Genomic DNA, 25,407 nt, shown 5'->3' with positions numbered 1-25,407 from the left:
CGGGGCGCGCGGTGGTGTGCGGGCGAGTGGCCATGAGGGATCTCCGGCTTCGTCGGGGCTGCGCTCCGGGTGCCCCGGGTTTCCGGGGCGGGCCTCGGGGCGCGCGGGCGCTGGGCGCTGTGGGTGGTGGGTCAGGGTGTGGGGTTGCGGGTGCCGCCGACGCGGCGGTGCGCGGCCGCGCGCAGTGCTTTCGAGCGGCCCGGGATCGGGTCGCGGGCGGGGTGGGTGGTGAAGGTGAAGGAGGGGGTGGAGGCGCCGTCGACGAGCAGGCGTGCGGCGACCTGGTAGGCGCCCAGGTGGGCGAGGTCGTGGGCGCCCAGGTTGGGTTGCACGTGGCGCTCCAGCGCCTTGCCGTCCTCGGGGCTCGCCTGGAAGTACAGCTTGTTGCGGGCGTTCGCGGAGATGCCCTCGCGCAGGTCGCCCGGGAGTTGGGCGAGGTTCTGGTGGGACAGGACCATGCTCAGGTGGTAGCCGCGGGCCTCCGCGAGCATGTCCTCCAGCGGATACGGCAACGTGAGGAAATTGTGGGCCTCGTCGATGACGAGGGACGCGTCGATGCGGTCGTGTTCGGGGATGCGCGAGCGCCGCGCGGCGGCCTGCCAGACCTTGCCGACGACGAACGACCCGAGCAGGCGGGTGGTTTCCTCGCCGAGGGCTCCTTTGGGGACGCGGACCAGGCAGATCCCGCCGTCCAGGACCCGGTCGAGGTCGAAGGTGGAGGGGCCGGCGGCGATGGTCTGGCGGACGAAGCCGCGCAGCAGGAACGCGCGGAGCTTGTTCTGCACCGGCCCGATGACCGCGGCGCGGCTGGGTTCGGACATGGACTCGTACCAGGTCCAGAACCCGCGCAGGACCGGGTCCCGCACCGTGGGGATCATGCGGGAGCGGTAGGCGGGTTCGCCCAACAATCGGGGGACGTCGGCAAGGGTGACGACGTCGCCGGTCGCGGCCGCGTGCCGCATCAACGTCAGGCAGGTGGCGCGCATGATGTCGTCGGTGCGCGGGCCCCAGAAGCTGGAGAAGATCCGGCGGAAGATCCCGGTCACGTTGTCCACGACCACGTCGATGTCGTCGCCCTCGAAGACGTTGAGGCTGGGCGGGGTGTGCGGGTCGTCCGGATCGATCACCACGATCCGATCCGCCGCGCTCGGCGGAAGACGATCCAGGAGATCGGTGATCAGGTCGCCCTTGGGGTCGATGACCACCACCCCGCGGCCGCGCGCCACGTCGTCGTCGACCAGATTCGCCAACAGCGTCGACTTGCCGGAGCCGGTGGCGCCGACCACGTGCAGGTGCTGCCGGCCGTCACGCACGTTCAACCCCACCCCGCGTGGGTGACCGGCGTCGGAGATGCCCAGGGGTTTGACGTCACCGCCCGGGCGCGGCACCGGGATCCGCGACGGCGGGATGACCGAGCGCGCCCCGGCGCGGGCCAGGCCCGGGGCGTCCGCGTCCAACGGCAGGTGGGCCAACGCCGCCAGTTCGGGCACCGACAACAACGAACCGGGACCGTCGAAACGACGCGGCGCGATGACGTGCTCGGGACGGCGCAGGCGCGTGCGGGTGAGCCAGTTCTCCCAGGAGTGGATCGCGAACGTCGTCGCCAACGCGTGCACCCGCCCCCGCAACACCGCATCGATCGCGCCGGCGCCACCGGCCCCGGCCGCGTCCGCGCCGACCCCTCGCTTCACCACGGCGGCGGGTGTGGAGGTGGTGGCGGCGTAGCGGATGCTCACCGCCCATTGCGGGCCGGCGAGTTTCGCGGCCGCGTGGCGAACCTCCAGGGCATGCGCCGGGTCCGCCTTGCCGGAACCCGAGCGCGCCTGGCCACGCGTGGCCAGGGTGCGCAGGGCCGTGGGCCTTCCGCCGGGGTGGTGGCCGGCCTTGAGCCTGCGGGCCGCCGCCCTGGCCCGTCGCAGGCGCAGTCCGGTGGCGGGGCGGGCGAGGATCTGCACGAGTGCCCGTTGGTCGCCCGACATGCCGGTCGCCGCCTGCAGGAGACCGCGCAGCGGATCCGCGTCGTGCCTGTCACGCAGCGGCAGAACCTCCGGGCGGGCCAGGCGCAGGGCGCCGGCGACGGCGATGTGACCGGGGACCAGGGCGGGTTCGGCCGGTCCGGTGGTGGTGTGCGCGCCGGGCCAGGCCCCCTGAACGGCCTGGCGCACCAGCGACTCGGGGACCGTGCCCGGGAGCCACAGCCGCACGGTCAGGCCCGTGGCGGTCCAGGCGTACTCGAAACCGAGATGGAACTGGCCCAGGAGCATGCGCTTCCACCACGGGTGCGCCAGACCCGACAACTGGCGCCACAGGGCCTCGCCGCCGGAGGCGTCCACGCGCGGAGGCGCCAGGATCGTGATGCACCGGGCACCGTCCGCCCACCGGGCGTGCCGCCACTTCCGCACCCGGCCGCGCGCGCCGGCCGCGACCAGGACGCACGCCAGGAGCAGCGGGAGGGTGATCGGGGCGTAGGTCGTCAACGCCGCCCGGGCGGAGTCGGTGATGCCAGACCACCATGCGCCGGGGGCGGTGAGGAACCGCCCCAATGGGCCACCGTCGGGCGCGTTGGCCGGCGGCGCGGGCGTGGGGGTCACCGGGACGTCCTGCGGGCGGAGCGGGCGCGACGCGGGGGCATACGCGAAGCGCCGCCGGGGTCGACACGACCGCGGACGTCGGAGCCGCCGTCGTCGCGAAGCGCATCGGGCCCGGGCCCGCCCGCGGCCGTGTCCGTGTCCACGCGTTCGGCGGTGTCGGCGCCTTGGTCGAAGGGGCTCTCGTCCGGGTCGGCCCGATCGAAGCCGTGGAGAGGGTCGACGTCCTCGTCCTCGTCGAAGCCCTCGTCGTCGAACACGTCACCTTCGAGTTCTTCACCCGGGTCGTCGAAGGTGTCGTCGTCGAGGTCGTCGTCGAACTCGTGGCTTTCGTCGTCGTGTTCCGGGTCGAAGTCGGCGTCGCCGTGGTCGGGGTCGGTGTCGGTGGTGTCCTCGTCGTCGGCCGGGTCGGCGGGGTCGGTGGTGACGAGGGCGTGTTCGCCGGCGGCGGCCAGCGCGGCGAAGGACACCCGGCTGCTCGTGCCCGCCAGGAGCAGGCCCTCGCCCTGGTCGGCGCTCAGGAGGAAGTCGCTTTCCCCGGCGGAGAGGCCGAAGGTGTCGGCGATGTGGTCGACCGCCTGCGGCGCCTGACGCAACAGGATCTGCGTGGCCGAGTTCGCCACCACCGCCCGCCCGAGATCGGAACCCAGGACGTCGTCGGCGTCCTGCGAGACCACCGCAAGGCCCGCCCAATACTTGCGGGCCGCCTTCGCCATCCGGAACAGGAACCGGCCGCCCTCGCCCTCGCGCATCAGCAGCCACGCCTCGTCCACCACCACCACCAGCCGCCGACGCCGATCGGCGGAGTCGGTGACCCGGCGCCAGATCGCGTCCAACGTCAACAACATCCCCACCGACTTGAGTTCGTCCGGCAGCCGGCGAAGGTTCCACACCACCAGATGCCCCTCGGGCCGGGTGGTGGTCGGGCCCTCGAACAGGGAGCGGTGGGTGCCGGTGGTGTACGGCGCGAGCCGCGCCGCCAGGTCGTGCGCGGTCTGCGTGTCGGCGTCGACGAGCGCGGTCTGCAGGTCGAACAGCAGCGGTGCCGGGCGGCCCCAGGTGCGGGGGTCGGCGGTGATGCCCGCCGTGCGATAGGCGCCCATGATCGCGGTGTCCAACACCGCGCGCTCCGCCGCCGTCGTGGAACCCCCGAGCAGGACCGCCAGGAGGGTGTGCACGAACAACGCCCGCCGCGTCAGGACATCCCCGCCCACCGCCTCCGCCGCCTCGCCCTTCGTGCGTCGACCACGGCGACGCGGGGCCGCCGGGAGGTCGAACGGGTTGACGCACACCCCGGGCGCGCCCGGGGTCAGGACCGTGCCGCCGACCGCGCCGGCCAGGCGCACGTACTCGCCCTCGGGATCGATCACCGCCGCCTCGACACCGTTGTGCAGACTCCGAAGGAGTTCGAGTTTCGTCAGGTAGGACTTGCCCGCGCCGCTGCGCGCCAGGGTGACGGAGTTGTGGTTGGGCTGCGCCCACCGGTCCCAGATCACCAAACCGCTGCTCATCGTGTTGATGCCGTACAACACCCCGCCGGTGGGGGCGGCGGCATCGGCCGGGTCGGCGGTCGGCAGATCCGGCGAGGCGAACGGGAACGCGGCGGCGAGTGCGGCGGTGTCCATGGTCCGGCGCGCCCCGATCAGGTCCACACCCAACGGCAGCGTGGAGATCCAGCCCTGCAACGCCCGGAACGTGGCGGGGACGGTACGCAACAGGAGGGAGTCGGCGATCGCGCCGACCGCCCCCAACTCCTCCCCCAGACCGGTCTCGTCGTCGGCGTGGACGGTCAGGTACAGGCCCACGCGGAACAACTTCCCCTCCCCGCGGGCGACCCGGTAGGCCAGATCGGTGGCGTCCGCGGCGGCGGCCTCGGTCTCCGGGTCGTCCAGGCGGCCCTTGTCCGCGTCCTGACGGCGCGTGGACTCCAGGCGGGCGCGCTGCTTGCGCAGGCGCTGGGTGGCGACGTGCCCGGGGACGGGGTCGACGTGCAGGACCACGTCCAGGCGCCCGGGATACGCCAGGAGCGGCTCCAGCCAACCGGGACCCACCTCGACCGGGTACCCGGTGACCACGAGCGTGGACGAGACGTGGCTTCCGACGCCGAGCATGCGCGGCCGCACCACGACCGCGTCCGGCAACAACTCGCGCGGCGTCGCCGGGCCCGACTCCGCCTCGACCGGGCGACGACGGCGGACGAGGCCGCGACGAGGGAAGCCGGGGCGGAGGCGGGGGCGGGTGGGGCGGCGTGGAAGGGATCTCACAGGAACTCCCCGTCGAAGTCGTGGTCGTGGCGCTCGTGTGGGCCGGTGATGGTGGTGTCGGTGAGGGTGTGCAGTGCGGTGGGGGTGGGGTTGTCGGGGTCGGCGGCGGAGGCGATCACCTCGCGGACGCGGGGGCCGTCGAGGGCGACGACGCCGACACCGGCGGGCCCCAGGGCACGGGCGGCCTCCAACACGCGCTGCTCCGCGCGCCCGCTCGGGCGGCCCTTCTCCCGCTGCACCAGCAGGACCTGGCGCACCAGCAGATCCCGCTCGGCGGCCAGGGCCTGGACGAAGTCGGCGTGGGCGAGGGCGGATTCCTCCAGGGCCGGGTGCGGAAGGCCCGGCGCCCGCGACCGCAGGCCCCACAGGTAGGGGCCCAGGTCCATGCGCTGGGCGCGGACCACGATCTGGGCGGGCCCGGTCAGCGAGTTGAGGAAACGGCCGAACGCGCCGGTGAGCGCCTGCTGTTCGGCGTTGGTGCGCAACGCCATGTTCACCGTCGAGCAGGCGGCGATCACCGCGTGCCCGTCCTCGCCCAGATCGACCGCCCCGGCCCGGGTCACCTCGCGCACCGGCGTGCGCAACGGCTCCGGGCGCGGTTTGGACCGGCGAACCCAGTCCGGGCCCAGCCAGGCCGGGGTGTCGTCGGGCGGATCCGCGTCGCGATCACGGGGCGGGGCCAGGTGCTTGGGGCCTCGAAGATGGCGCAGGCCCGCGAGGAGCCAGCGGTCCAGACCCACCCCGTCACGCCGACCCAGGACCACGACGACCAGCAACAGGGCCGTGGGCGCGATCAACGCCAGATAGACCAGCGGCGCCAGCCACGGTTGGGTCAGGAGCCGCCCGCCCCACGCGAGCGCGGCCGCCGCGGCCAGGACCGCGATCTGACGGGCGGTCAACGGGCCCAGGAGCTTGTCCTCCTTCTCGATGTCGGCGGGGATACGAACGCTCGTGTACTCGTCGTCCTCGTCCGTGCGATGTCCGGGCACGACTGCTCACCTCCCGATACGGGGTGTGGATTACGTGGTCGTGGTGCAGGTTCGGGCGCGGGGTGCGGGTGTGGGTTTCAGGAGTCCTGGTCGTCGAGCGGCAGACGCGGTGGACGGCTCGGGCGCGGCACGGGGGGTTGCGGCGTCGAAGCGGGTCGCGGTCCCCAACCTCCGTACGGGGCCTCGACGTCGGGGTGATCACGCGGAAGCGCCCGCTCCGGAGGCGGAGCCGCGCCACGCCCGGGAGTGGGCGGGCGGCTCCGCCGAGGCGGCGCCGGACGCGGACGCGAGGAGGAAGCCGGCGTACCGGCCGCGGGCTCCCCACCGCCGCCGGCCGAGGACGGCGGCGCGGGAGGTCGCGTCGGGCGCTCGGGTCGACCCCCGGCCGGAGGCCGGGTCGGTCGTTGCGGTCGGGCCCCGGCCGGGGGCGTGGTCGGGCGGCGCGGTCGGGCGGGTGCGGCGGGCGTGGTCTTGCGGGGCGTGGTCTTGCGCGCGGGTGAGGCCTGCGCCGAAGGCCGCCGGTGTCGACCGGCCGCCGTGGCGCCGGAGGGGTTCTCCTCGCGGCCGGGGGTTGCGGGTGCGCGGTGCAGGCCGTCGGGCCGACGATGCCGACCGGTGGGAGCGGTCGTGGCGGGGCTCTCCGGGCCGGGCACACCGGGTGCGCGGTGGCGACCGTCGGGACGGCGGTGCCGGCCGGTGGGGGCCGCGGTGGTGGGACGCTCCCGACGCCTGGGGGTGCCGGGCATGCGGTGGCGGCCCTCCGGGCGGCGGTGCCGGCCGGTCGGCGCCCCCACGGGCGGACTCTCCCGGTCCCACGGGCCGACGGGGCGACGATGCCTGCCCCCCGACCCCCGCCCCGGCCCCGGCGAGCCGGGGCGTGGTCGGGGGCCGCCGCCGCGTTGCGACAGGTGCCGGCCCAGACGGCCGCCGAGCCCGCGCGATCCCCGGCCCCCGCCGCCCAGTTGCGGCAGGAACCGGCCCAGCAGGTACGCGGACGCCACCGTTCGCAGGATGCGGCCCACCGGCCCCGACCCCGGGTGCGGGGCGGACATCCCGGAGCCGGCGAACACCGTGCGGCCCACCCACGCCGGGATCTTCAACAGGATCCAGAACAGCGCGATCCCGGTCAGCATCGCCGAGAGCCCGTCGGCGGTGGGGGTGCCGAACATGGTGTTGCCCTTGGCGTACATCACCCGCAGGCCGACGATCAGCGTGACCGACTGGGCGAACTGCATGACCAGCGCGCCGACGAACGCCCGCCACCACATCCGCGCCATGCCCTCGGTCAGCGGGGTCGCGTGCCCGGCCAGGGCCAGCGGCGCCACCACCGCCAGCAGCATCACGAGCGCGATGCGGATGACGAAGCCCAGGAGCAGGCCGACCAGCAGGACCAGCGCGACCAGGGCCATCACGATCAGGTAGAGGGCGTTCCCCGGGTTGAACAGCGGGGAGATCAACTGCTGGGCCAGACCCGCGCCGTCGACGCCCTCGCCGACCACGGCCAGGGCGAGGGCGTTGGACAGCTCGATCAGGCGGCTCATCACCTCCAGCGACGTCGCCGCCGCCACCAGCCCCACCACGATCCGCGGCGCCACGTCCTTGGCCGCGTACCGGGTCTGGACCGTCTGATGGGTCATCACCAACAACCCACCCGCCATGATCAACAGGCCGTACAGGGCCGTCGCCAGCGCCAGGTTGCGCGACCACAACTCGTGCACGGGGCCGTTCGCCGCCACGTCGGGAGTGTGCAGGAGCGTGTGACCCAGGAGATCGAGCAGGGGTTGCGCGGCCTGCGCGACCAGACCGCCCAGGAGATTCCCGATCGCGTCCCACAACATCTTCGGAACGTCCAAAGGCCCGCCCGCGCGAAACCAGTCCCGGGGATCCCACCAGGACGCCGGCGCCACCGGAACCGCCCCCGGCGGCACCGGGCCGGGAGGCCCGGGCACTTGCGGTGTGCTCGGCGGGGTCGTACCGGCGGGTGGGACGGACGGCGTCCCGGCAGACGGCGCGGCCGTGGCCGGCGCGGTCGGGGGCCTCGAGGACGGGGGCGTCGTGGGTGGCGGGGTGGTCGGGGGTGGGGCGGTCGGGGGTGCGGGGTCTCGGGGCGCGGCGGCGATCGCCGGGTTCATCGAAGTCGGCTCCGCGGCAGCCGGGTTCGCCCCGACGAGAAGGACGGCGCCGAGCACCAGGGCCGGGACCACGAGAGCCGACACCGTCAGGCCGGCACGAAGGAACCCCGTCCGCTGCTTTGCGCGCCCGGTCCCCGGTCGCGTGGACGGGGCGCTGCGTCCCGGCGCCGCGTTCACGCCGGCAGGGCGAACGCGCCGGCGACCGCCGCCGGAACCGTGGAGGGTTTCGGCACCTCCGGCGGCGTGGTGGCGGTACCGGGGTCGCCGACGATGCCCTGCAGGACGGCCAGCAACACCGGCGCCAGGATCGCGATCCCGTACCCGACCGCCGCCGCCTTCAACGCGCCCTTGGCCTTCTCCACCTCCCCCGGGTCCCCGCCCGCCAGGAGATAGCGGATCCCGCCCAGGGTCAGGAACAGCGTCGCCAACCCGGCCGCGATCCCCACGATCCAGTTCCGGGTGTTGTCGATCACCGCAGGGATGCTGTTCGCCGCGAACGCCGCATCCGGGCCGAACAACACCAGGAGCAGCCCGATGAACGCGACGGTGAAGGCGAACTCGCGGGTGACGAAGGGACGCCACCACGCAGGGCGACGCCACCACGAGGGACGGGGACGGCGGTGACGCCCCCGCGCACGAAACCGGCCCACACGCGTCAACCGGGCGAGAACGGCGAACCGGGCCGACCGGCGGGACGGGGCGGACCGGTCGGGCAAGGCGGTGCGGGAGGGCCGGGTGGGCTGGGTTCGTGGGCGGGGGTGGGGCATCGGAAACCTCCGGGAAGGACGGCGGGACGGGGCAGGGGACGGGGAGTCGACCACCTCGATCCGGGTGGGCGGGGGTCGGGGTCCGCCCGGCGGGCGGGGCCGCTCCGGGCCACCTCCTCCTCGAGGAGTTCGAGTGGCTCGGAACTCGGGTGTCAGCGCGAGACGGGCGACACCCGCCGGACGAACCACGGTGACGACGCCGGAAACCCGAAGCGCCGAGGGGACAGGGCCAAGGCCGCGGGCTCCTGCCCGGGCGAACGCCCTCACCGGTAATGGAGTCGAACGACTCAGTCCGCGACACCCGCACGGGCATCACATGACGGACGGCGGGACCGGGCCGGTCAGATCACCTCGGCGGTGATCGCCTCGCGCAGACGGTGCTCGGCGGCCCGACGCCGCCGGTAGGCGGCACGCATCCGCGCCGGGGACCCGCCGGTCAACTCCCGCACCAGAACACCGTCGATACGGGTGACCGCAATCAGCTCCGCCTCCTCGACGGAGACCACGTTCGCGCTCACCGCCCGCTCCAGCAGGCCCTCCGCCGCACCCGGGCCGGAGGCCGGATCCGCGCCCGAGGTGGAGGCGGGGGCGGAGGTCGCGAGTGCCTCCTCCGCGCGCCGCGCGGCGGCCTCGGCCTCCAGCGCGACGGTGTTGCGGGCGTGTTGCCGGGCGTCCTCGATCAGGTGGTACGCGGCCAGGTCCGCCGCCCGCCGCAACCCGTGATACGCCCGCGGGTCGTCGGGGTCGGCGGCCAGGAGGGCCTGGAGGAACGCGCCGAGCATCTCCTGCTCCAGATCCGCGCGTTCCACCAACCCCCGCCACGACCGGCGGGCGATCAACCGGCGCAGACTCGGCGCCGCGACCGCCGCCGCAACCACCACCCACTGCTGCGCGTGCGGACGCCGGGCACGCCGGATCAACTCCGGCCACACCACTTCCGCGAGGGCGGAGGCGTGCGGGCCGCGCAGCTGCGCACGGACCCGGTCCACACACACACGACGCCGACCCGGCGCCACGTCCATCACCGGCGCCACCAGATCGGCGGGCAACGTCAACGGACGCGAACCCCGGGACAGCGCGCGGAACGTCGCCTCGAGGACCTGCAACGGACTCGCCGAACCCGACACGGGCGCGGCGGTGGAACGCGTGGACGACGACATGGACGACTCCCGACGAGTGGAGGTGGAGGGGCGACGTCGTCCATGTCACCGACCACCCCCGCACCCCACGCGCACCCTGCGAGCACCCCGGGCCCGAGGCACGCGGGGTGCACGGAGACCGCGCGGGGCGTGCCCGGACCCGGGCGGGTCGATCAGCCCCGCGGCGAGGGTGCCCGCAGGGTGCACATCACGGCCCCACCTGCACGGAAGCAACCCCGAAGGGGTGCCCGGCGTCGGGTGGCGCGCGACCCGGAGCCGCGCACGTGGAGCCGTGGAGCCACAGCAACTGCGACGCACGAGCCCGGATCGGCGGTCAGGAAAACGAGGTGCGTGCCGTCGGTCGTATCCACCCGCCCCAGGACGACGGGGGTGTCCCCCGCCCGCCGAAGGGCCGGCAGTCCCCGGTCGAAATCCTTGCGAGCGACGACACCGTCCTCCGCCGTACACCGGGCCCGCCACACATGGATGTCGAGGAACCGGGCGGCCGGCGCCGTCGACCCGGCCCACACCCGAAACGACACTCCGGCCCGCAACGCCCAAGCGGCCCGACCGGCCGCACCGATCCCATGTCGTTCGACAACGACAGCCAGGTCCTCGCGATCCACGACGTGCAGTCCGGCCCCCGCGGCGCATCGGGGACACAGAGTGCTCGCAGGGTGCACATCACGCCCCGACCAGCGGCAACACACCGACCGACGCCACGTGATCGCCCCGACGCCACAGCCGAGCCGCACGTAGGCGAACACGCCTTGCACCACCGCCCCTTGGTAGGCGAGGGTGTGAAACGACGTGTCATCCGGGACCTCGGACTCTCGCACTTGTCACGATCGAATCCCCGACATCCGACGCAGTAAGCCACGCACGACCGCGCCGTACGGGATGCTTGCGATACGGCAAGGCGGCAGGCCTTCCGCTTGAAGGGAAGGTCGTTGCCCTGGCGGGTTCCGGTGGCCCCAATCTCGGCAAGCCCGACGTCCTCGCCAGATCAGGGCGGCAGTCGAGTATCGAAGCCTGACTGCGAGCCCGAGCACCCCGACCGCCTGGATCGCTCACACCGTGAACACGGGGCATACGCAACTGCGGACACCACATTCCTGCAGCAAGGAAATGAGAGAAATAAGGGCTAATGACCGATTCAGCGAAAGTATGCAAAAACGCGCCCCCTGGGAACTAAAGCTGCAGATCACCGAGTCTGCTCCCCGCGCACGCGGGGATGGTCCCACGATCGACTGCGCCGTGAGGGGCCGGGCCGTGTTGGCCCCGCGAACGCGGGGATGGTCCCCCGTTCAGACGTCCGTCCGTCTCCTCGAAACCCTGCTCCCCGCGCACGCGGGGATGGTCCCGCCTCGATACCTACTTCGCCACGCGCGACGCCCCGCTCCCCGCGCACGCGGGGATGGACCCGGTTCCCGACGTCCGGACGTCCGGATCTGAACCGCTCCCCGCGCACCTGCTGCCGGCCGCGGCTGCACCATCGAGTCAGGGGTTCGATGGTGCAGCCTGGTCCCTCCGTGGGTGCCAGCCGACGTCTCTTGCGATCAGGCTCAGGTGCCCCAGTGCCCCAGGAGCAAGTTGAGGGAACAGCGGGATCGTGTGGGTCCACGATTCGGTTCTCAGTAGGCTTCGTACGATGCGTCGAGCCGTCGCCTGGGCGGGCGGACTGCCTTCGTCAGAAGTCCGAACGAGCGCCAGACAGGTCCGGACCACCCTGTCCTCGGCCCGGCTGTCCGTGGCCAGGGCAATCGGGGCGCCCGCAAGGTACGTGGCGGCTGCACAGAGCGCCGCCGCTCGCCTGTCTGGGGTGCGGGCCGCCTCGGCATGGCGCCAGAGAGCGACGGTGCCACCGTCCAGGGCGGAGAGCACAGCGAGCTCCGCGCAGGGCTCTTCCCCCGGCCGGATCGAGCGCTGCCATCTGTTCGTCATGCCCGCGACGACGTCGATGCTTTCCTCCGGAAGGCAGCCAAAACGCTCCAGGATGAAGAGAACGGTCATCGACGGTGCGTGCCATGGCGGGGGCGCATCGGCCACTCGAAGCGAGGCTAGCCGGATTGCTTCGAGCAGTCGCGGGTCTGGTTGCCGGATGTCCGGATAGGCGAGCAGGAGGGCTGCCAGTTCCGGCAGGGTCCGGAAGGGGCTTCCGGCGTCGATCCGGCGTGTCAGGGCCTCTGTGAGAGATTCGGCGATATGTGCCGCTTCCTCTGGGCAGTGACGCATGAGTCCGGCTGCAACGGCTGTCAGCACCTGCCGTTTCTCCGTTGCGGTACGGCCCGTTGCCGTGGCCGAAGCAGCGGGCCCGTCGCCGGCATAGGCGAGTGCTCGCGCTACGACGTTCGTGAGGCCGGGATCGGGATCGCCCGTCACCAGACGTGCTGCCTCATGGGCGTAGCGGTCTCCCGCGTCCGTGTGGCCGCCGAGAGAGCACCCGAGGGAGAGGGCCGACAGGTGAAGCACACGGTCCGGTGTGCCCGGCAGGCATTCGGCGAGCGCTTCGGCGGCGTTGAATTCGCCTGCCGATCCCAGGGCTTGGGACAGACTCACCGTCCAATCACGCGGGACGGGCGGATGAGGGGGCGAGAGGGGGGAGCGTCGCAGCGCGGTCTCCAGTAGTTCCCGGCTGCGCAGGAGATTGCCTTCGTTCAGTTGATCGTCCGCCTCTTGGAGGAGAAGGAGGTGGTCAGCGCGCTGTCCGTCGCCGAAGGGGCGGAGGCCCGTGGACGGTCGATGCGTGTGCGCGCGTGGGGTTGCCGGGGCGTCCGTCGCCTTCCTCTGTGTGCGTGCTGGTTCCGTTCGCGTCTCTCTATCCTCGTTTCGCCACGCATTCAGTTCTTTTCGTTCGGTGTCCTTCTTCCTGCGCTCCGCATTCCTTTGCTCCTTGGCTGCGATCGAGGCTTCCCTGTCTTGTTGTGCCCTGCGTTCCTCGCCGGCTTCGGCGAGTAGCCAGGCCCGTTCCGGGATGATGTCGCCGAGTACGCCGACGCGCATGTGCTCGGGCAAGGACCGCAGCAGGTGGTCGATGTCGTTGAGGGCGTTCCTCGTGGGTGCCGTGTCGTCTACCGCTTGGGCGAGACGCACCAGGGTTCCGGCCAGTTCGCGGCCGAGGTGCGCCTGATCGTCGTCGGACAACGCGTCGGGATCGGCCAGCGCTTGCGTGATCTGGGCCAGTGCGTCCCGAGTCGTTCTGCGGGCCGCGGCATGCCGGCTGCGCGGAAGCCGGCCGAGCGCCGACGCGGCGATGGCCAGTACGTCGACGGCGCCCAGTCCGTCGGAGGAGCCGAGGTCCTCGCAGATGGCCATGATGCGATCCCCCGCCTCGCTGCCGAGCGCCGGTATCGCCCGCGCCAGTGCTCCCCACAGGTCCGCTGCGGCCGCCCAGGCGCGTGTGCCGCCCGCTCCCAGGGCCTCCGCGCGTTCACGCAATGCCGTCACGACAGTTGCGTTCCCGCGGAACCTGTCAACGCGATCAAGGCAGATATTGATGGTTAACGCTGTGCCGGAGCGTGTTCTCGGTGTTCGGTGGGCTTGTTGATCCACGCATGGGTGGGAATGCGCGGTGGTTCGGGAGGTCCGTGGACGAATCGTTCGGGATGGTCTCGGTAGGCGTCGGCGAGCGTGCCCGCTCGGACTTCGCGGACGACTTCGGCCAGGCCGTGGTGCATGTCGTGGGGCGTGTGGTAGCCGATCCCGGAGTGCCTGTGGTCGTGGTGGTACCAGTCGAAGAACTCCGCGCCCCACTCGCGCGCGTGCGTGATGGAAGCGAACCGCGTCGGATAGTCCGGCCGGTACTTCAGTGTCTTGTATTGGCTTTCGGAGTACGGGTTGTCGTTGGAGGTCTTGGGCCTCGAGTGCGACCTGGAGACGCCGAGTTCGGCCATGAGTTCGGCCACCGACTTCGCAGTCTGGATGGCTCCGCGGTCCGCGTGGATCGTCAACCGGGTCTCGTCCGCGTCGTGTCGGGTGACGGTCTCGGTGACGAACTGTCGTGCGAGTTCCTCGTGTTCGCGATCCGCGACCATCCAGCCCACGGTGTATCGGGAGTAGATGTCGATCATCGTGTAGAGACAGAAGAACACCCGCCGATCCGGTCCGCGCAGCTTCGTCACGTCCCACGACCACACCGTGTTCGGGGCGTCCGCCATCAACTCCGGTTTCACGCGGGGCGGGTGGGTCGCCTGGCGTCGGCGTTCGCGGACCTCGCCGCGCTCGCGCAGGATCCGATACATCGTGGACTCCGAACACAGGTGGACGCCCTCGTCCAACAGCGTGGCCCAGATCTGGGCCGGGGCCGAATCGGCGAACCTCGGCGAGTTCAACGTCGCCACCACCGTCGCGCGCTCGTCGGCCGTCAAGGCCCGCGGGTGCCGTTTGCGCTCGCGGGTCGGACGCGGAGGGGCAGGTGAGAGGCGGTGCCGGCGATACCAGGTGGCGCGGTTGACGCCGACGGCGGCGCACGCCCTTGCGCGGCCGATCGTCGGCGTCAGGTCCTCCAGGGCCCGTTCACGGGCGGCCTCGAATGCCTCGCCGAACCCGCCGGAGGTGCCGATGTCGACCGTCAGGCCTTCTCGCCCGTGCTCGTGTCCGGGCTGCCGGTGGCGAATTGATCCAGCAGCGCGGAGAGTTTTCCCCAACACCGGTGATTTACGGCCACGCACGACTTGTCAAGAGGACAGGATCCCGATGTCGGCGTGGAGGGTGTAGCGACGGCTGGTCTTGGGCACGCCCATCGCGCTTGCGGCGTACTTGCTGGTCGGGCGTTTCTTCGAACGGGGGTTGGTCCGGTTACGTCGTGGTGCGGGCTTCTCGCGCAGGAGCGCCCTGCCGATCACTCCGACGAGGTCGACGGCGGCGGTCACCAGGACTCCGGCGGCGGCGATCACCTGGCCGCAGGCTGTCTCCAGTGCGACGGTGAAGCTCATTCGGTCCGGATCCAGGCCCGGCTCAGTGGCGGCCGCGTCGGCCATGGCGATCCGCAGTGCCTGATAGACGGTCAAGAGCGCGTAGATTTCCTGATCGATGTCCTGGGGGAGGTTGGAACGCAGCACCCGTCCGCCGAGAAGCGTGCATTTGATCGAATACAACGCGGTCTCGACCTCCCACCGCTCGTGGTAGAGGGTGACCAGTTCGCCCGCCGGATACCGCCGGTGGTCGATCAGGCTGGTCACCAGCCGCCACGGTTCGGTGCGCCGGCTGCCGTCGGCGAATCGCACCACGACGGTCGCCTCGACGATTCTGACGGGCAAGCGGCCGTTGCCGAAAACCGACAGGTAGGAGCCGTCCGGCAAACGTTTCAGGATCATTGGGGTCCTGGCTGTGCGGGAACGGACCAGGTAGTCGGCGCCCCTGTCGCTGATCGCCGACAACAGCTCCCAACTGTCGAACCCGCGGTCCGCAAGCACGAGCATGCCGGCGCGCAAGTGCCCGAACAACGTCGGCGCGTACGTCGTCTCGCCCTGGGCGTGAGGACCGAAGGTCACGCCGAGCAGGACTCGCGTCCCGGTCTCCACCAGGACCAGCAGCCGCAGGAACGGGTAGCCGTTCTCGCCTCCGCCCTTGGCTTTCGCCTTCCCGAACGTCATCCTGTTCGCCGGCGCGTCGGGAACCTGCAACGTCGTGCCGTCCATTGCGACCGTACGTAACCCGCGCCAGAAGGCTCCCGGCGTGTTCCGCCAGGCAACAGGCCCCGCAAGCACCTCGAAGAGGGACTTGAACGGCGCCACGCCAACGCGACGACGAGCCCGCGAGAAGGCACCCGAGGTTGGATAGGCCACAGGCAGACCCTCCAACCCGGCCACCAGCTTCGCCCAGACGCTCCGATACCCGACGTGTTCGAACAGGGCCAAAGCCAGCACGAAGTACACCACCACCCGGGACGGCAGCACGCGAACTCTCCGCTGTACACGGCCGGTCTCCGTCAACACGGCGTCGACCAATGCGAAGTCCACGATCTGGGTCAGTTCGCCCAGATGTCCGGGCGCGAACACACCCGGGGCTACGGCGACTTCACGCGAGATGACACACTTTTCCGGCAACGCAACTCCTTGGTCAACGGTCCTGGCCGAACGCTGATCCAACGGAGTTCCATCGGGTTCCGCAAGCCCTCTTGACAAGTCGTGCGTGGCCGTAAATCACCGGTGTTGGAGTTTTCCCTGCACCTCGATGACGGTGCGGGCCTTGCCCAACTCCCCTTTGAGCCGCGCGACTTCACGCTCGAGGCGGGCGATCTCCCGCTCCCGCGGATCGGCCTTCGGCCGGCCCGGCGGGGTCGCGAGCGCCACCCGCGCGCCGTCGTCCCGCTGCTGCCTCCACGTCGAGATCAACGACGAGTACAGGCCCTCCCGCCGGAGCAGGGCGCCCTTGCCCTGCTTGTCCAGGCCCTCGTACTCGGCCAGGATCCGCTCCTTGTACGCCGCGCTGAAACGACGCGTCACCGATCGGGGCTCCACCTGCGGATCCGGGGTTCCACGGTCTCTGCTTCCGGCCATCGGGATCCTCCTTCTCCGTCCTCGACTCATTGATTTGTGAAGATTACCTGACTCGTCCTACTTTGACAGAGAGGGGCCTGCCTCGCCGAAACCGGCCTCACCATCCGACCCAGGGAATGAAAGCCAACCCACCGACATCACGACGAAAACCTCAGCAGCAGTCGAGTCGCCGCGGGGCTCCGGGCGGCCAATCTCAGTGAGCCACACCAGCAGCTGACGACGCACAGCCACACCCGGAACCCCCTGGGCATCCCGATCTTACAAAGAGCCGGAACGACCCATTCCAAAGGTAAGGAAGACGCACTCGCCAAGGTCACCGCCCCCGCCACCCGCCGACAATGGCCCGAGTGTCCTCGCCGATGGCCCCGGCGTAGCGGGCCAACACGGCCGTTGTGTGCTGACCGAGCTGCGGCGCGGGCGCGAGCTGGAAGGGCTCCGAACCGGCGAACGGGGCGCCGGGCATGCGCAGTCGCCCCAGTCCCGGTGCGTCGATGTCGTGCCAGATTCCGGTCTCGGCGAGCGTCGGGTCGGCGAGCAGGTCGGCGGGCCGCGCGACGTAGGAGAACGGCGCGCCGTGTTCGACGGCCGCCGCGTGGACCTCCGCGTTGGTCCTCTCGGCGCACCAGCGGCCCACGAGGTCACGCATCTCGCCGGCCAGGAACGTCTTGTCGGACATGCGGTCCCGGAGGTCCGGCCGCCCGATCGCGGCGAGAAAGGAGTCGATGTTGGTCGGATTGACGAAGATGCCGACGTCTCCGTCGCGGCTCGGGTAGTACGACCACAGCGAGTGGGTCGAGTTGCCTATGCGTTTGCCGTAGCCCGGGTAGGGCGGGTCGCCGTTGTAGGCCATCGGCCCTTGCATGTCCATGGCACTCGCCTGCAGTTCCTGCAGCGCGAGCTCGACGTAGGACGACCGGCCGGTCCGCAGCTGCCTGAGCACCGCGGTCATTGCCGCACCGAGCACCGACAGCGCGGCCTGGCAACCTGCCTGGTCACCGTACGGCTTGACCGGCTCGCGATCCGGCGAGCCCATCAGCGACAGCTGACCGCCGGCGGCGAACGTCGTCAGCTCGGTGACGAGATGGTCCGCCTTCGGTCCGTCCTCCCCGTACGGCGTGACGGCGACGACCGACAGCTTCGGGAACCCGGCCGCAAGCCTTGGTTCGTCGAGGCCGAGTGCCTCGAGCTCGCCGCGGCGACGGTCCGTGACGAGCAGGTCGGCCGCCGACACGATGGCGGTGAGCGCCGAACGGGCGGCCTGCTGCCGCAGGTCGAGCACGACCGACGACTTGCCGCCGTTGAAGTACAGATGGGCGGCGCTGGACTCGCCGTCCGTCCGCCCGTTCGGGAACGCTCCGACGTGGCGCAGGCAGTCACCCTCGGGCGGCTCGACCTTCACGACCTCCGCGCCGAAGCCGGCCATCGTGCGGGTGGCGAGCGCGGTCGTCACGCCGCTTCCAAGCTCGACGACGACCAGACCCTCAAGCATGACGGCTCCTTCCCGGTTTCTGCTGCGGTTCCTTCGCGATGACGCCCTGCGCCTCGAGTTCGTCGACGTAGTCGTCGGACAGGCCGAGCCGGCCGCGGAGGATGTCGCGATTGTGCTCGCCAAGGCCTGGCGCGGCGCGGAGTTCGACGTCCAGCCCGTGGAAGTGCCACGTGGGTGCGGTCAGCTTCATGGGCGTCATGGTGGCGTGGTCGACGGTGCGCAGGAACGCTCGCGCGGTCAGCTGCGGGTCGTCACGGAGATCGTCCGGCGTGAGCACCGGCGATGCCGGCACGCCGACGGTCTGGAGCTTGTCGGCGACGGTCGCCGCAGGCATCGTCCGGGTCCACGCCGCGATTTCCCGGTCGAGGTCGTCGTGAGTGGCGCGGCGGGCGCGGGCGTCGAGCAGCCGGGCGTCGGCGGCGAGGTCCGGGCGGCCCATGGCCTCGGCCAGCCGGGTCCACTGCTCGTCGGTCGTGACCGAAACCGCAACCCAGGAGTCCGCCTGCTCCGCGGGTGTCCCGTCCGCACCCTGGCTGGGGTAGACGCCCTGTGGTGCGTGCACGGGGCTCCGGTTGCCCTGCCGTTCGACGTGCGCCCCGAACTGATGGGCGACGATGGCGTCGCCGATGAAGGTGAGCAGAAGGTTGCGCTGGCTAACCTCGATGCGCCGCCCGACCCCGGTCCGTTCGCGGGCGACGAGCGCCATGAGAACTGCGGCCGCACCGCCCAGCCCGGCCACCGGGTCGCCGTAGGAGATCCCGAACTTCTGGGGTGGTCCGTCGATATAGCCGCTCAGGTGGGAGATGCCGCTCATCTGCTCGACGTTCGGCCCGTACCCGGGCAGCCGGCGTTCGGGTTCGAGGCCCGAGTACGCCGGGAGGGACACCATGATGACGCGCGGGTTGGCGTGGCGGAGTTGCTCGTATCCGAGCCCGAGGCGCTCGATCGCTCCCGGTCGGAAGTTCTCGACCACGACGTCGGACATCGCGGCCAGGTCCTGGACGATCCTGCGGCCGGCGTCGGTCTGCAGGTCGATCGCGAGGCCGTACTTGTTCCGGTTGTACTCGTTGAAGTAGCGGCTGGTGTTGTAGGGCTCGGCGACCGATCGGTCCGGGACCGACACGGTGCGGACGTGGTCGATCCGCGTCGGGCCCTCGACCTTGATGACCTCGGCGCCGAGATCCGCGAGGTGCTTCGTCGCGAAGGGGCCGGCCCAGAACATCGAGAGGTCGAGCACGAGGAAGCCGGCGAGCGGCAGCTCTGCGACCCCTCCGTCGGGCGGCCGGTCCGTGCCGCCGGGTTCCGGGCTCACGGCGCGTCCGCCACATTGGCACGGCGTAGCTCCGAACCCACGGGCTCGTAGTGCAGCAACTCCGGTCGACCGACGAACAGCGAGCCTACGAGAGCGAGGAATTCGTCCAGCAGTCCGTCCTTCGCGAACGTGACGGTCTGGTCTTCGATGTGGTCCCATGTGGCCTCGATGACGTAGCGGGTCTCGTCCTCGACGCAGCGGAGCAAGCGGGCCGAGTGCCAGCCCCTTGCCCGCCGGTAGATGCCGTCTGTCTCGGCGAACGCGGACTCGAACGCGGCCCTATCGGCAGCCGCCACGCGCAGGGCGGCGAGTTCGACGATCACGACGACTCGTCGACCGCGAACTGGATCGCCGCACCCGAGCCGTAGACCGGTGTGACGACGTCCTCGGCGAAGCGGTCGTGCGCGGGGTGCACGAGGTACGCACGCCAGTCGGCCTCGTCGGCGAACCTGGCGATCACGACGACGTCGGCGTTGTCCCGGCCCAGGCCGAGATCCCCGCCGAACGTGAAGGAGAGGATTCCGGGGATCTGCTCGGGTAGGGTGGCGAGTGCATCGAGCACCGCTTGGCGCTGTTCGGGGGTGCTTTCCGGCTTCATCCGCATGCTCCACACGTGACAAATCATGGAAGTCTCCTCGTCTGGTCCGGCCGTGGTCGTCGGCCCGTGTTACTTGGCGAATACGTCGGTGTACAGCTGCTCGATCTCGGGCGCGCTCGGGATCCGCGGGTTGTTGGCCGGTGACCCGGAGGCGAGTGCCTGCTCGGCCATGAGCGATGTCAGGGCCGACCACTCGGCCGCCGGAATGCCGCATGCCTGAGGGTTCGGCACTTCCAGGTCCTCGTTGAGCCTGGTCAGTGCCGTGACCAGCGCGAAGCAGGCGGCCGCGTCCGAGTCGTCGTCCGACGCGACGCCGAGTACCCGGGCGCAGGTTGCGTACCGGTCCGGGGCGCCGTCGACGGAGAACTCGGTTACCACCGGCAGAAGCATGGCGTTCGACAATCCGTGCGCGAGGTGGAAGTGCGCGCCGATCGGGCGGCTCATGCCGTGGATCAGCGCCACGCTCGAGTTCGAGAACGCCATCCCTGCCTGGGTCGCGGCGAGCATCATGGCCGAGCGTGCGTCGTGGTTGTCCGGGTCCTCGTAGACGCGGCGCACGTTGGCGTAGATCGTGCGCATCGCGGGCAGCGCCAGGGAGTCGGCGAACGGATTCGCGCGCCGGCTGACGTATGCCTCGATGGCGTGTGTCAGCGCGTCGACCCCGGCGTCGGCGCTCAGTCGGGGTGGCATCGTCAGTGTCAGCCGGTAGTCGACGAGCGCGGCGACGGGCAGGAACGCGAGCCCGGCGCACAGCATCTTGTCGTTCGTCTCGGTGTCGGTGACGACGGTGAAGCGCGTGCACTCGGACCCGCTGCCCGCAGTCGTCGGGATGGCGATGATCGGAAGGCCGGGCGTGTCGGTCAGCCTCGGCGTTCGGTAGTCACGCATCCGCCCGCCCGACGCGGCGAGGATCGCGGCCGCCTTCGCGGTGTCCATCGGGCTTCCGCCGCCGAGTCCGACGACGCAGTCGAAATCGCCCGACCGCAGGACGTCGGCCGCGGCCTCCACGCAGTCGTCGGTCGGATCGGGAACCGTGTCGGCGAACACGACCGCCTCGATCCCGGAGCCCAACGATCCAAGGACACGGTCCACGACCCCGCTGTCGTACAGGTAGGTGTCGGTGACGACGAGCGCGCGGCGACACTCGAGCGACGAGAGGACCGAACCGAGTTCCGCGCCGGCGCCTCCGCCGATCAGCAACCGTCGGGGCAGATGGATGGATGCCGTCATGATGCGGTGGCCATGTCGTTGTCACTCCAGATCGCCAGGGCGTCGATGACCTCGACCTGCGCCCCGTGGACGCGCAAGGGGTTGATCTCCATCGCGGACAGTGCGGGCCCGCACGCGATCGCGAGATCCGCGATCCGCGCGATGACCGCACCGAGGACGTCCAGGTCGGCAGCCTGCGAATTGCGGGCGCCGAGCAACAGGGGTGCGCTCTTCAGGCTCATCAGCATCGGCTTGACGTCCGAGGGAACCACCGGAAGCAGACGAGCTCTGACGTCGCTGAGGACCTCGGTCCACGTCCCGCCGAGGCCGACGGTGAGCACCTTGCCCCACTGGGCGTCCGTCGTGATTCCGACGAGCAGTTCGAGAGCCGACGACCGCATCGGGCTCACGAGAACGCCGTCGAGTCTGGCCTCGGGGCGAGCCCGGCCGACGCCGTCCATGATGGCCGTGAACGCCCGGCCCACCGCGCCCGGACCGGCCACGCCGAGACGGACGCCCCCGACCTCGGTCTTGTGGGCGATGTCCGGGGACACGATCTTCATCGCGACCGGTCCCGCGAACTCCGCGGCCACGGCGATCGCCTCCTCCGGCGAATGCACGAGCCGACGCGGGACCACCGGGACGCCCCAGTCGGAGAGCATCTCGCCGGTACGGACCTCCGACCACGTGCCACGTCCCGGCTCGGGGGTGGGTGCTTGGGGGATCTTTGCGTCGCCCGGCGTGCGCTGTGACGCGTTCAGTCGCTGGTGCGCCCACCATCGCTGCCGGGCCAGCGCGGACAGCGTGATGTCGAGACCGCCCCCGAGGTAGGGGATGTCGAACTCGGTCAGACTCTGCTTCTGCCGATCGGTGAGGCCTTCGCCGGTGGACGAGATGAGGTAGGTCGGGATGCGTGCCTCGCGCATCGCCTTCGCTCCGTTGATGATCGAGTCGGTGGGCCGACTGCGCTTGCCGAGGTTCTCTTGGCACAACACGACATCCGCCTGCCCGTCGTCCGCGACTGCGGTCAGGACGTCCGCGAGCAGTTTCGGGTGGCGCACGACGGCGCCGGTGAGGTCAAGCGGGTTGTGTGCGCCGGCGAAGTCGGGGAGCAGATCCGCGAGCCGCCGGCGGGTCGATTCGGCGAACTGCGGAAGCGGGATGTCGAGTCGATCGCAGCCGTCCGCGACAAGATCGCACACTCCCCCGGAGATCGCGGCGACGGCCACCCCGCGCAGCGGTTCGACGCCGACCTTGGCCAGCACTCCCGTGGTGACGACCAGGTCCTCGAGGCTGTCGACGCGGATGATCCCGTCCTGGGCGAGCGCCGCGTCGACGACGGCGTCGTCGCCGACGATCGAGCCGGTGTGGGTGGCCGCCGTCTGCGCGGCGAGTTCGGACCGTCCGACCTTGAGCATGACGATCGGCTTGCCGACGGCGAGCGCTCGCTGTGCTGCGCGGCGCAGCCCAGCCGGGTTCCGGATCGACTCGGCGAAGACCCCGATCGCCTTGGTGGCGGGATCGTCGATCGCGAACTCGATGACGTCGCTGACCGTGAGGTCCGCCTCGTTGCCGGTGGCACACAGGAAGTTGATGCCGATGTCGTGCGCTGCGGCGTAGCCGGTCATCATGCCGCCGAGAGCACCACTTTGGGTGACGAGGGCGATCGATCCGGGCGTGACGTCGCCGAGCCCCTTGCCTGCGGGGTACAGGAGTGTGTTGGTGGTGAAGTTCAGGTACCCGAGGGTGTTCGGCCCGAGGAGCACCTGCCCTTGAGCGCGGACCGTCTCGCCGATCCCCTGCTCGATCCGCCGGCCGGACGCACCGGACTCGCCGAACCCGGAGGACAGGATGATGAGACTGGGGATGCCCACACGGCCCGATTCGAGCACCGTCTCGAGTACCGCTGCCGCGGGCGTCATGACGTAGGCGAGGTCGACCTGAGCGTCGATCGCGGACAGCGACGGGACGGCGACGACGCCGTGGACGGTCTCTGCGCGCGGATTCACCAGCTCGACGTCGATGCCGGAGCGGATGAGTGCTTGGTACACGAGGCGCGACCACGCGGAGCGGTCGCTCGCGCCGACCAGCGCCACCCGCCGCGGGCTGAACAACCCCGCGACCCGCGCCGAGGCATCGGCGCCATCAGGCCTGCGGCTCTCCGTCGGTGACATGGGCGTTCCTCCCTCGGTCTGTCGGTGGGAGTGATCCACTCGTCCCGTCGAGCAGGCGGCCGTCGTCGTCGAACGGGTCCGGCCCGGTGACGTTGACGATCCCGGGCCCGAACAGCTCGGTGCGCCGCCGCTTGAGCACCGCGATGTACTCCTCGCGCGGGGTGTTCGCGAGCTGACGGGCCGTGGGTGAGGTCATGGCGCTGCCGTCGGTCATGGCCGCCATCTTGTGGAGCATGTGGAGCCCCATGAGTTCGAGCGTCGTGTTCTCGATGCGCTTCTGGCTGGCCAGCAACTGCCAGTCGATCTTGCTCAGTCGCCGGACGAGACCGAGGGCCTCCGCACGCGCCTGGTCCGCGGGCAGGGCCTTCAGGACGAGGCCGATCCGCGCCGCGTCGGCACCGGAGATGCTGTCGCCGGTGTAGAGCAGGCGCCTGGACCACTGCGGTCCCGCGTAGTAGGTCCACATCGGCGCGGCCGTTGTCCCCATGTCCCGGATCGGGGGGAATCCGAGTTGGGCGTCGTCGGTGACGATCGCGATGTCGCAGAGCGCCACCAGTTCGGTGCCCGCCGCCAGGCAGTGGCCGTGCACGAGCACGACCACCGGCTTCCGGAACGTCCACAGCGAGCGCAGGAGACGCCGGGGGGCCTCGACGGCCTCCACGTGCTTGCTCATGTCGAGGTCGGTGTTGCGCGCGTTCGGTTCGGCCGCGTCATCGCTGCCGACGTCCATGCCACTGCAGAAGTCGGGGCCGTTGGCGGTGATGAGGACCGCGCTGACGTCGTCGTCCGCATCGGCCTCCGCCAGGGCGTCGCGCAGCGCCTCGAGCAACGGCATCGACAGCGCGTTGCGCTTCTCCGGGCGGTTCAGCACGAAGTGCCGCCACCCGGGCTCCTTGATCACTTGCAGGATCTCGCTCATTGCTGCCCTCTCGAAGTCGTAGCGGTCAGGGACAGGGTCGGTGGTGGTCCGTCGGGCGGGAGCACGATCTGGCGTTGCGCGCCGAGCCCGGTGATGCCGAGCTCGACCACGTCGCCGGACCGGAGCCAGACCGGGGGGTGGTGTCCGAGGCCGACGCCCGGTGGGGTCCCGGTGTTGATGAGGTCGCCGGGCTCGAGCACGAAGAACTGGCTGAGGTAGTGCACGATGACCCAGGGGTCGAAGATCATCTGCGCCGTCGTGCTGCTCTGCCGCTGCACGCCGTTCACGGTCAGCCACAGGTCGAGGTTCTGCACGTCGTCGATCTCGTCGGGGGTCGCCAGCCACGGGCCGACCGGGTTGAAGGTCTCCGCGGACTTGCCCTTGGACCACTGCCCGCCGCGCTCGGATTGGAAGGCGCGCTCGCTCACGTCGTTGACGACCACGAAGCCGGCGACGGCCGCGCGCGCCTCGGTCAGGTCGGACAGGTACCTGGCGCGGGTTCCGATCACGATGCCGAGCTCGACCTCCCAGTCGAGCTTGGTGGCTCCGCGGGGGGTGCGGATGCCGTCGTTGGGGCCGGTGATCGAGTTCGGTGCCTTCGTGAACACGAGCGGTTCTTCCGGCACCGCTGCCCCGGTCTCGGCAGCGTGGTCCGCGTAGTTCAGGCCGACGCACAGGATCTGGTGCGGCCGTGCGATCGGGGCACCGATGCGCACGTTGCCGAAGGTGTCGACCTGCCCGCGGGCACTGCGTTCGTCCACGATCGACCGCAGACGGTCCGTCTCGCCCGCGGCGAAGAACCACTCGTCGAAGTCGCCGACCACGTCGGACACATCGACGTAGCCGCTCTGGGCGACACGCACGACGGGGCGCTCTGCGCCGGCCGGTCCGATTCGCATCAGCCGCATGTCCTAGTCACCTTTCTCCGCGCGGCCGACCTCGTCGGCGCGCGCGATGCTCAGTGGTACGCCGGCCACGGCCCACGAGTCGGGTTCCGTCGGCTGGGCCCAGCCGCGGATGACCGACCGGTCGACGTCGAGGGACTCCTCGATCACGTCGGTCAGGCGTGCCAGCAGCGCGGTGCGGTGTTCCGGGGGGCGATGGGAACTGACGTGGCAGACGAAGAACGGCGCACCGATCTCCCCCGGCGCCAGCGGTCGGCCTCCGACGGCTGCTCGTCCCGGATGGGTGTGGATGAAGACGCGCGTGCGGTCGATCGGCGTCTCGAGCGTGTCTGCAATGACCCGGCTCGCCCGCGTCAGCAGTTGCTCGTACCGCTGGGGGTCGGCGATGTCGTCACCGAGGTACAGCATCAGGATCGGCATGG

The 25,407-nt window shown here is 71.0% G+C and carries 19 protein-coding genes; all 19 read right to left on the bottom strand.

All coding sequences use genetic code 11. The features are described 5' to 3' along the window. Positions 1 to 131: 131 nt before the first annotated feature. The gene (locus OG948_RS58625) at positions 132 to 2,591 is read right to left on the bottom strand and encodes a type IV secretion system DNA-binding domain-containing protein (RefSeq protein ID WP_331773222.1); all 2,460 of its coding nucleotides are present in this window, start codon (positions 2,589 to 2,591) and stop codon (positions 132 to 134) included. Beyond that, a complete protein-coding gene (locus OG948_RS58620) occupies positions 2,588 to 4,852 on the bottom strand; it encodes a VirB4 family type IV secretion system protein (RefSeq protein WP_406300848.1) in 2,265 nt (754 codons plus the stop codon). The genes OG948_RS58625 and OG948_RS58620 overlap by 4 nt, the downstream gene beginning before the upstream one ends. Continuing rightward, on the bottom strand, positions 4,849 to 5,841 hold the full coding sequence (locus OG948_RS58615) for a PrgI family protein (protein ID WP_331773221.1): 993 nt from the start codon (positions 5,839 to 5,841) through the stop codon (positions 4,849 to 4,851). Before OG948_RS58615 ends, OG948_RS58620 begins: the two co-directional genes overlap by 4 nt. 77 nt (positions 5,842 to 5,918) lie before the next feature. After that, positions 5,919 to 7,694 (bottom strand): conjugal transfer protein TrbL family protein, encoded by a 1,776-nt coding sequence (locus OG948_RS58610; RefSeq protein WP_406300847.1) that lies wholly within the window; start codon positions 7,692 to 7,694, stop codon positions 5,919 to 5,921. 452 nt (positions 7,695 to 8,146) lie between these two features. After that, positions 8,147 to 8,623 carry a pilin gene (locus tag OG948_RS58605; RefSeq protein WP_406300943.1) on the bottom strand — a complete coding sequence of 159 codons (477 nt, stop codon included), beginning with the start codon at positions 8,621 to 8,623 and terminating at the stop codon, positions 8,147 to 8,149. 458 nt (positions 8,624 to 9,081) lie between these two features. After that, positions 9,082 to 9,900 (bottom strand): hypothetical protein, encoded by an 819-nt coding sequence (locus OG948_RS58600; protein WP_331773219.1) that lies wholly within the window; start codon positions 9,898 to 9,900, stop codon positions 9,082 to 9,084. Positions 9,901 to 11,379: 1,479 nt separating this feature from the next. Beyond that, on the bottom strand, positions 11,380 to 13,326 hold the full coding sequence (locus tag OG948_RS58595; protein ID WP_406300846.1) for a hypothetical protein: 1,947 nt from the start codon (positions 13,324 to 13,326) through the stop codon (positions 11,380 to 11,382). A 53-nt stretch (positions 13,327 to 13,379) separates the two neighbouring features. Then, complete coding sequence (locus OG948_RS58590) at positions 13,380 to 14,441, bottom strand: IS3 family transposase (protein WP_331773648.1); 1,062 nt, start codon at positions 14,439 to 14,441, stop codon at positions 13,380 to 13,382. Between the two features lie 114 nt (positions 14,442 to 14,555). After that, the gene (locus OG948_RS58585; protein ID WP_406300845.1) at positions 14,556 to 15,968 is read right to left on the bottom strand and encodes an IS4 family transposase; all 1,413 of its coding nucleotides are present in this window, start codon (positions 15,966 to 15,968) and stop codon (positions 14,556 to 14,558) included. A gap of 54 nt (positions 15,969 to 16,022) precedes the next feature. Then, positions 16,023 to 16,325 (bottom strand): transposase, encoded by a 303-nt coding sequence (locus OG948_RS58580; RefSeq protein WP_406300844.1) that lies wholly within the window; start codon positions 16,323 to 16,325, stop codon positions 16,023 to 16,025. Positions 16,326 to 16,692: 367 nt separating this feature from the next. After that, entirely contained in the window at positions 16,693 to 17,868 is a 1,176-nt protein-coding gene (locus tag OG948_RS58575; protein WP_331773215.1) for a CoA transferase, read from the bottom strand. Then, positions 17,861 to 19,180: a CoA transferase gene (locus tag OG948_RS58570; protein WP_331773214.1), complete on the bottom strand. Its 1,320-nt coding sequence runs from the start codon at positions 19,178 to 19,180 to the stop codon at positions 17,861 to 17,863. The genes OG948_RS58575 and OG948_RS58570 overlap by 8 nt, the downstream gene beginning before the upstream one ends. Continuing rightward, complete coding sequence (locus OG948_RS58565; RefSeq protein WP_331773213.1) at positions 19,177 to 19,503, bottom strand: antibiotic biosynthesis monooxygenase; 327 nt, start codon at positions 19,501 to 19,503, stop codon at positions 19,177 to 19,179. The genes OG948_RS58570 and OG948_RS58565 overlap by 4 nt, the downstream gene beginning before the upstream one ends. Further along, positions 19,500 to 19,805: a Dabb family protein gene (locus OG948_RS58560; RefSeq protein ID WP_331773212.1), complete on the bottom strand. Its 306-nt coding sequence runs from the start codon at positions 19,803 to 19,805 to the stop codon at positions 19,500 to 19,502. Before OG948_RS58560 ends, OG948_RS58565 begins: the two co-directional genes overlap by 4 nt. A 42-nt stretch (positions 19,806 to 19,847) precedes the next feature. Continuing rightward, positions 19,848 to 21,008, bottom strand: a complete 1,161-nt coding sequence (locus OG948_RS58555; protein WP_331773211.1) for an iron-containing alcohol dehydrogenase — start codon at positions 21,006 to 21,008, stop codon at positions 19,848 to 19,850. Continuing rightward, positions 21,005 to 23,161 carry an acetate--CoA ligase family protein gene (locus OG948_RS58550; protein ID WP_331773210.1) on the bottom strand — a complete coding sequence of 719 codons (2,157 nt, stop codon included), beginning with the start codon at positions 23,159 to 23,161 and terminating at the stop codon, positions 21,005 to 21,007. Before OG948_RS58550 ends, OG948_RS58555 begins: the two co-directional genes overlap by 4 nt. Beyond that, entirely contained in the window at positions 23,133 to 24,080 is a 948-nt protein-coding gene (locus OG948_RS58545) for an enoyl-CoA hydratase-related protein (RefSeq protein WP_331773209.1), read from the bottom strand. The genes OG948_RS58550 and OG948_RS58545 overlap by 29 nt, the downstream gene beginning before the upstream one ends. After that, on the bottom strand, positions 24,077 to 24,988 hold the full coding sequence (locus OG948_RS58540) for a fumarylacetoacetate hydrolase family protein (RefSeq protein WP_331773208.1): 912 nt from the start codon (positions 24,986 to 24,988) through the stop codon (positions 24,077 to 24,079). Before OG948_RS58540 ends, OG948_RS58545 begins: the two co-directional genes overlap by 4 nt. Before the next feature lie 3 nt (positions 24,989 to 24,991). Beyond that, complete coding sequence (locus tag OG948_RS58535) at positions 24,992 to 25,405, bottom strand: tautomerase family protein (protein ID WP_331773207.1); 414 nt, start codon at positions 25,403 to 25,405, stop codon at positions 24,992 to 24,994. Positions 25,406 to 25,407: the final 2 nt, after the last annotated feature.

Origin of the sequence: Embleya sp. NBC_00888, assembly GCF_045207655.1 — a bacterium.
GTDB lineage: Bacteria > Actinomycetota > Actinomycetes > Streptomycetales > Streptomycetaceae > Embleya.
This window is presented reverse-complemented; position numbering and strand designations above follow the sequence as displayed.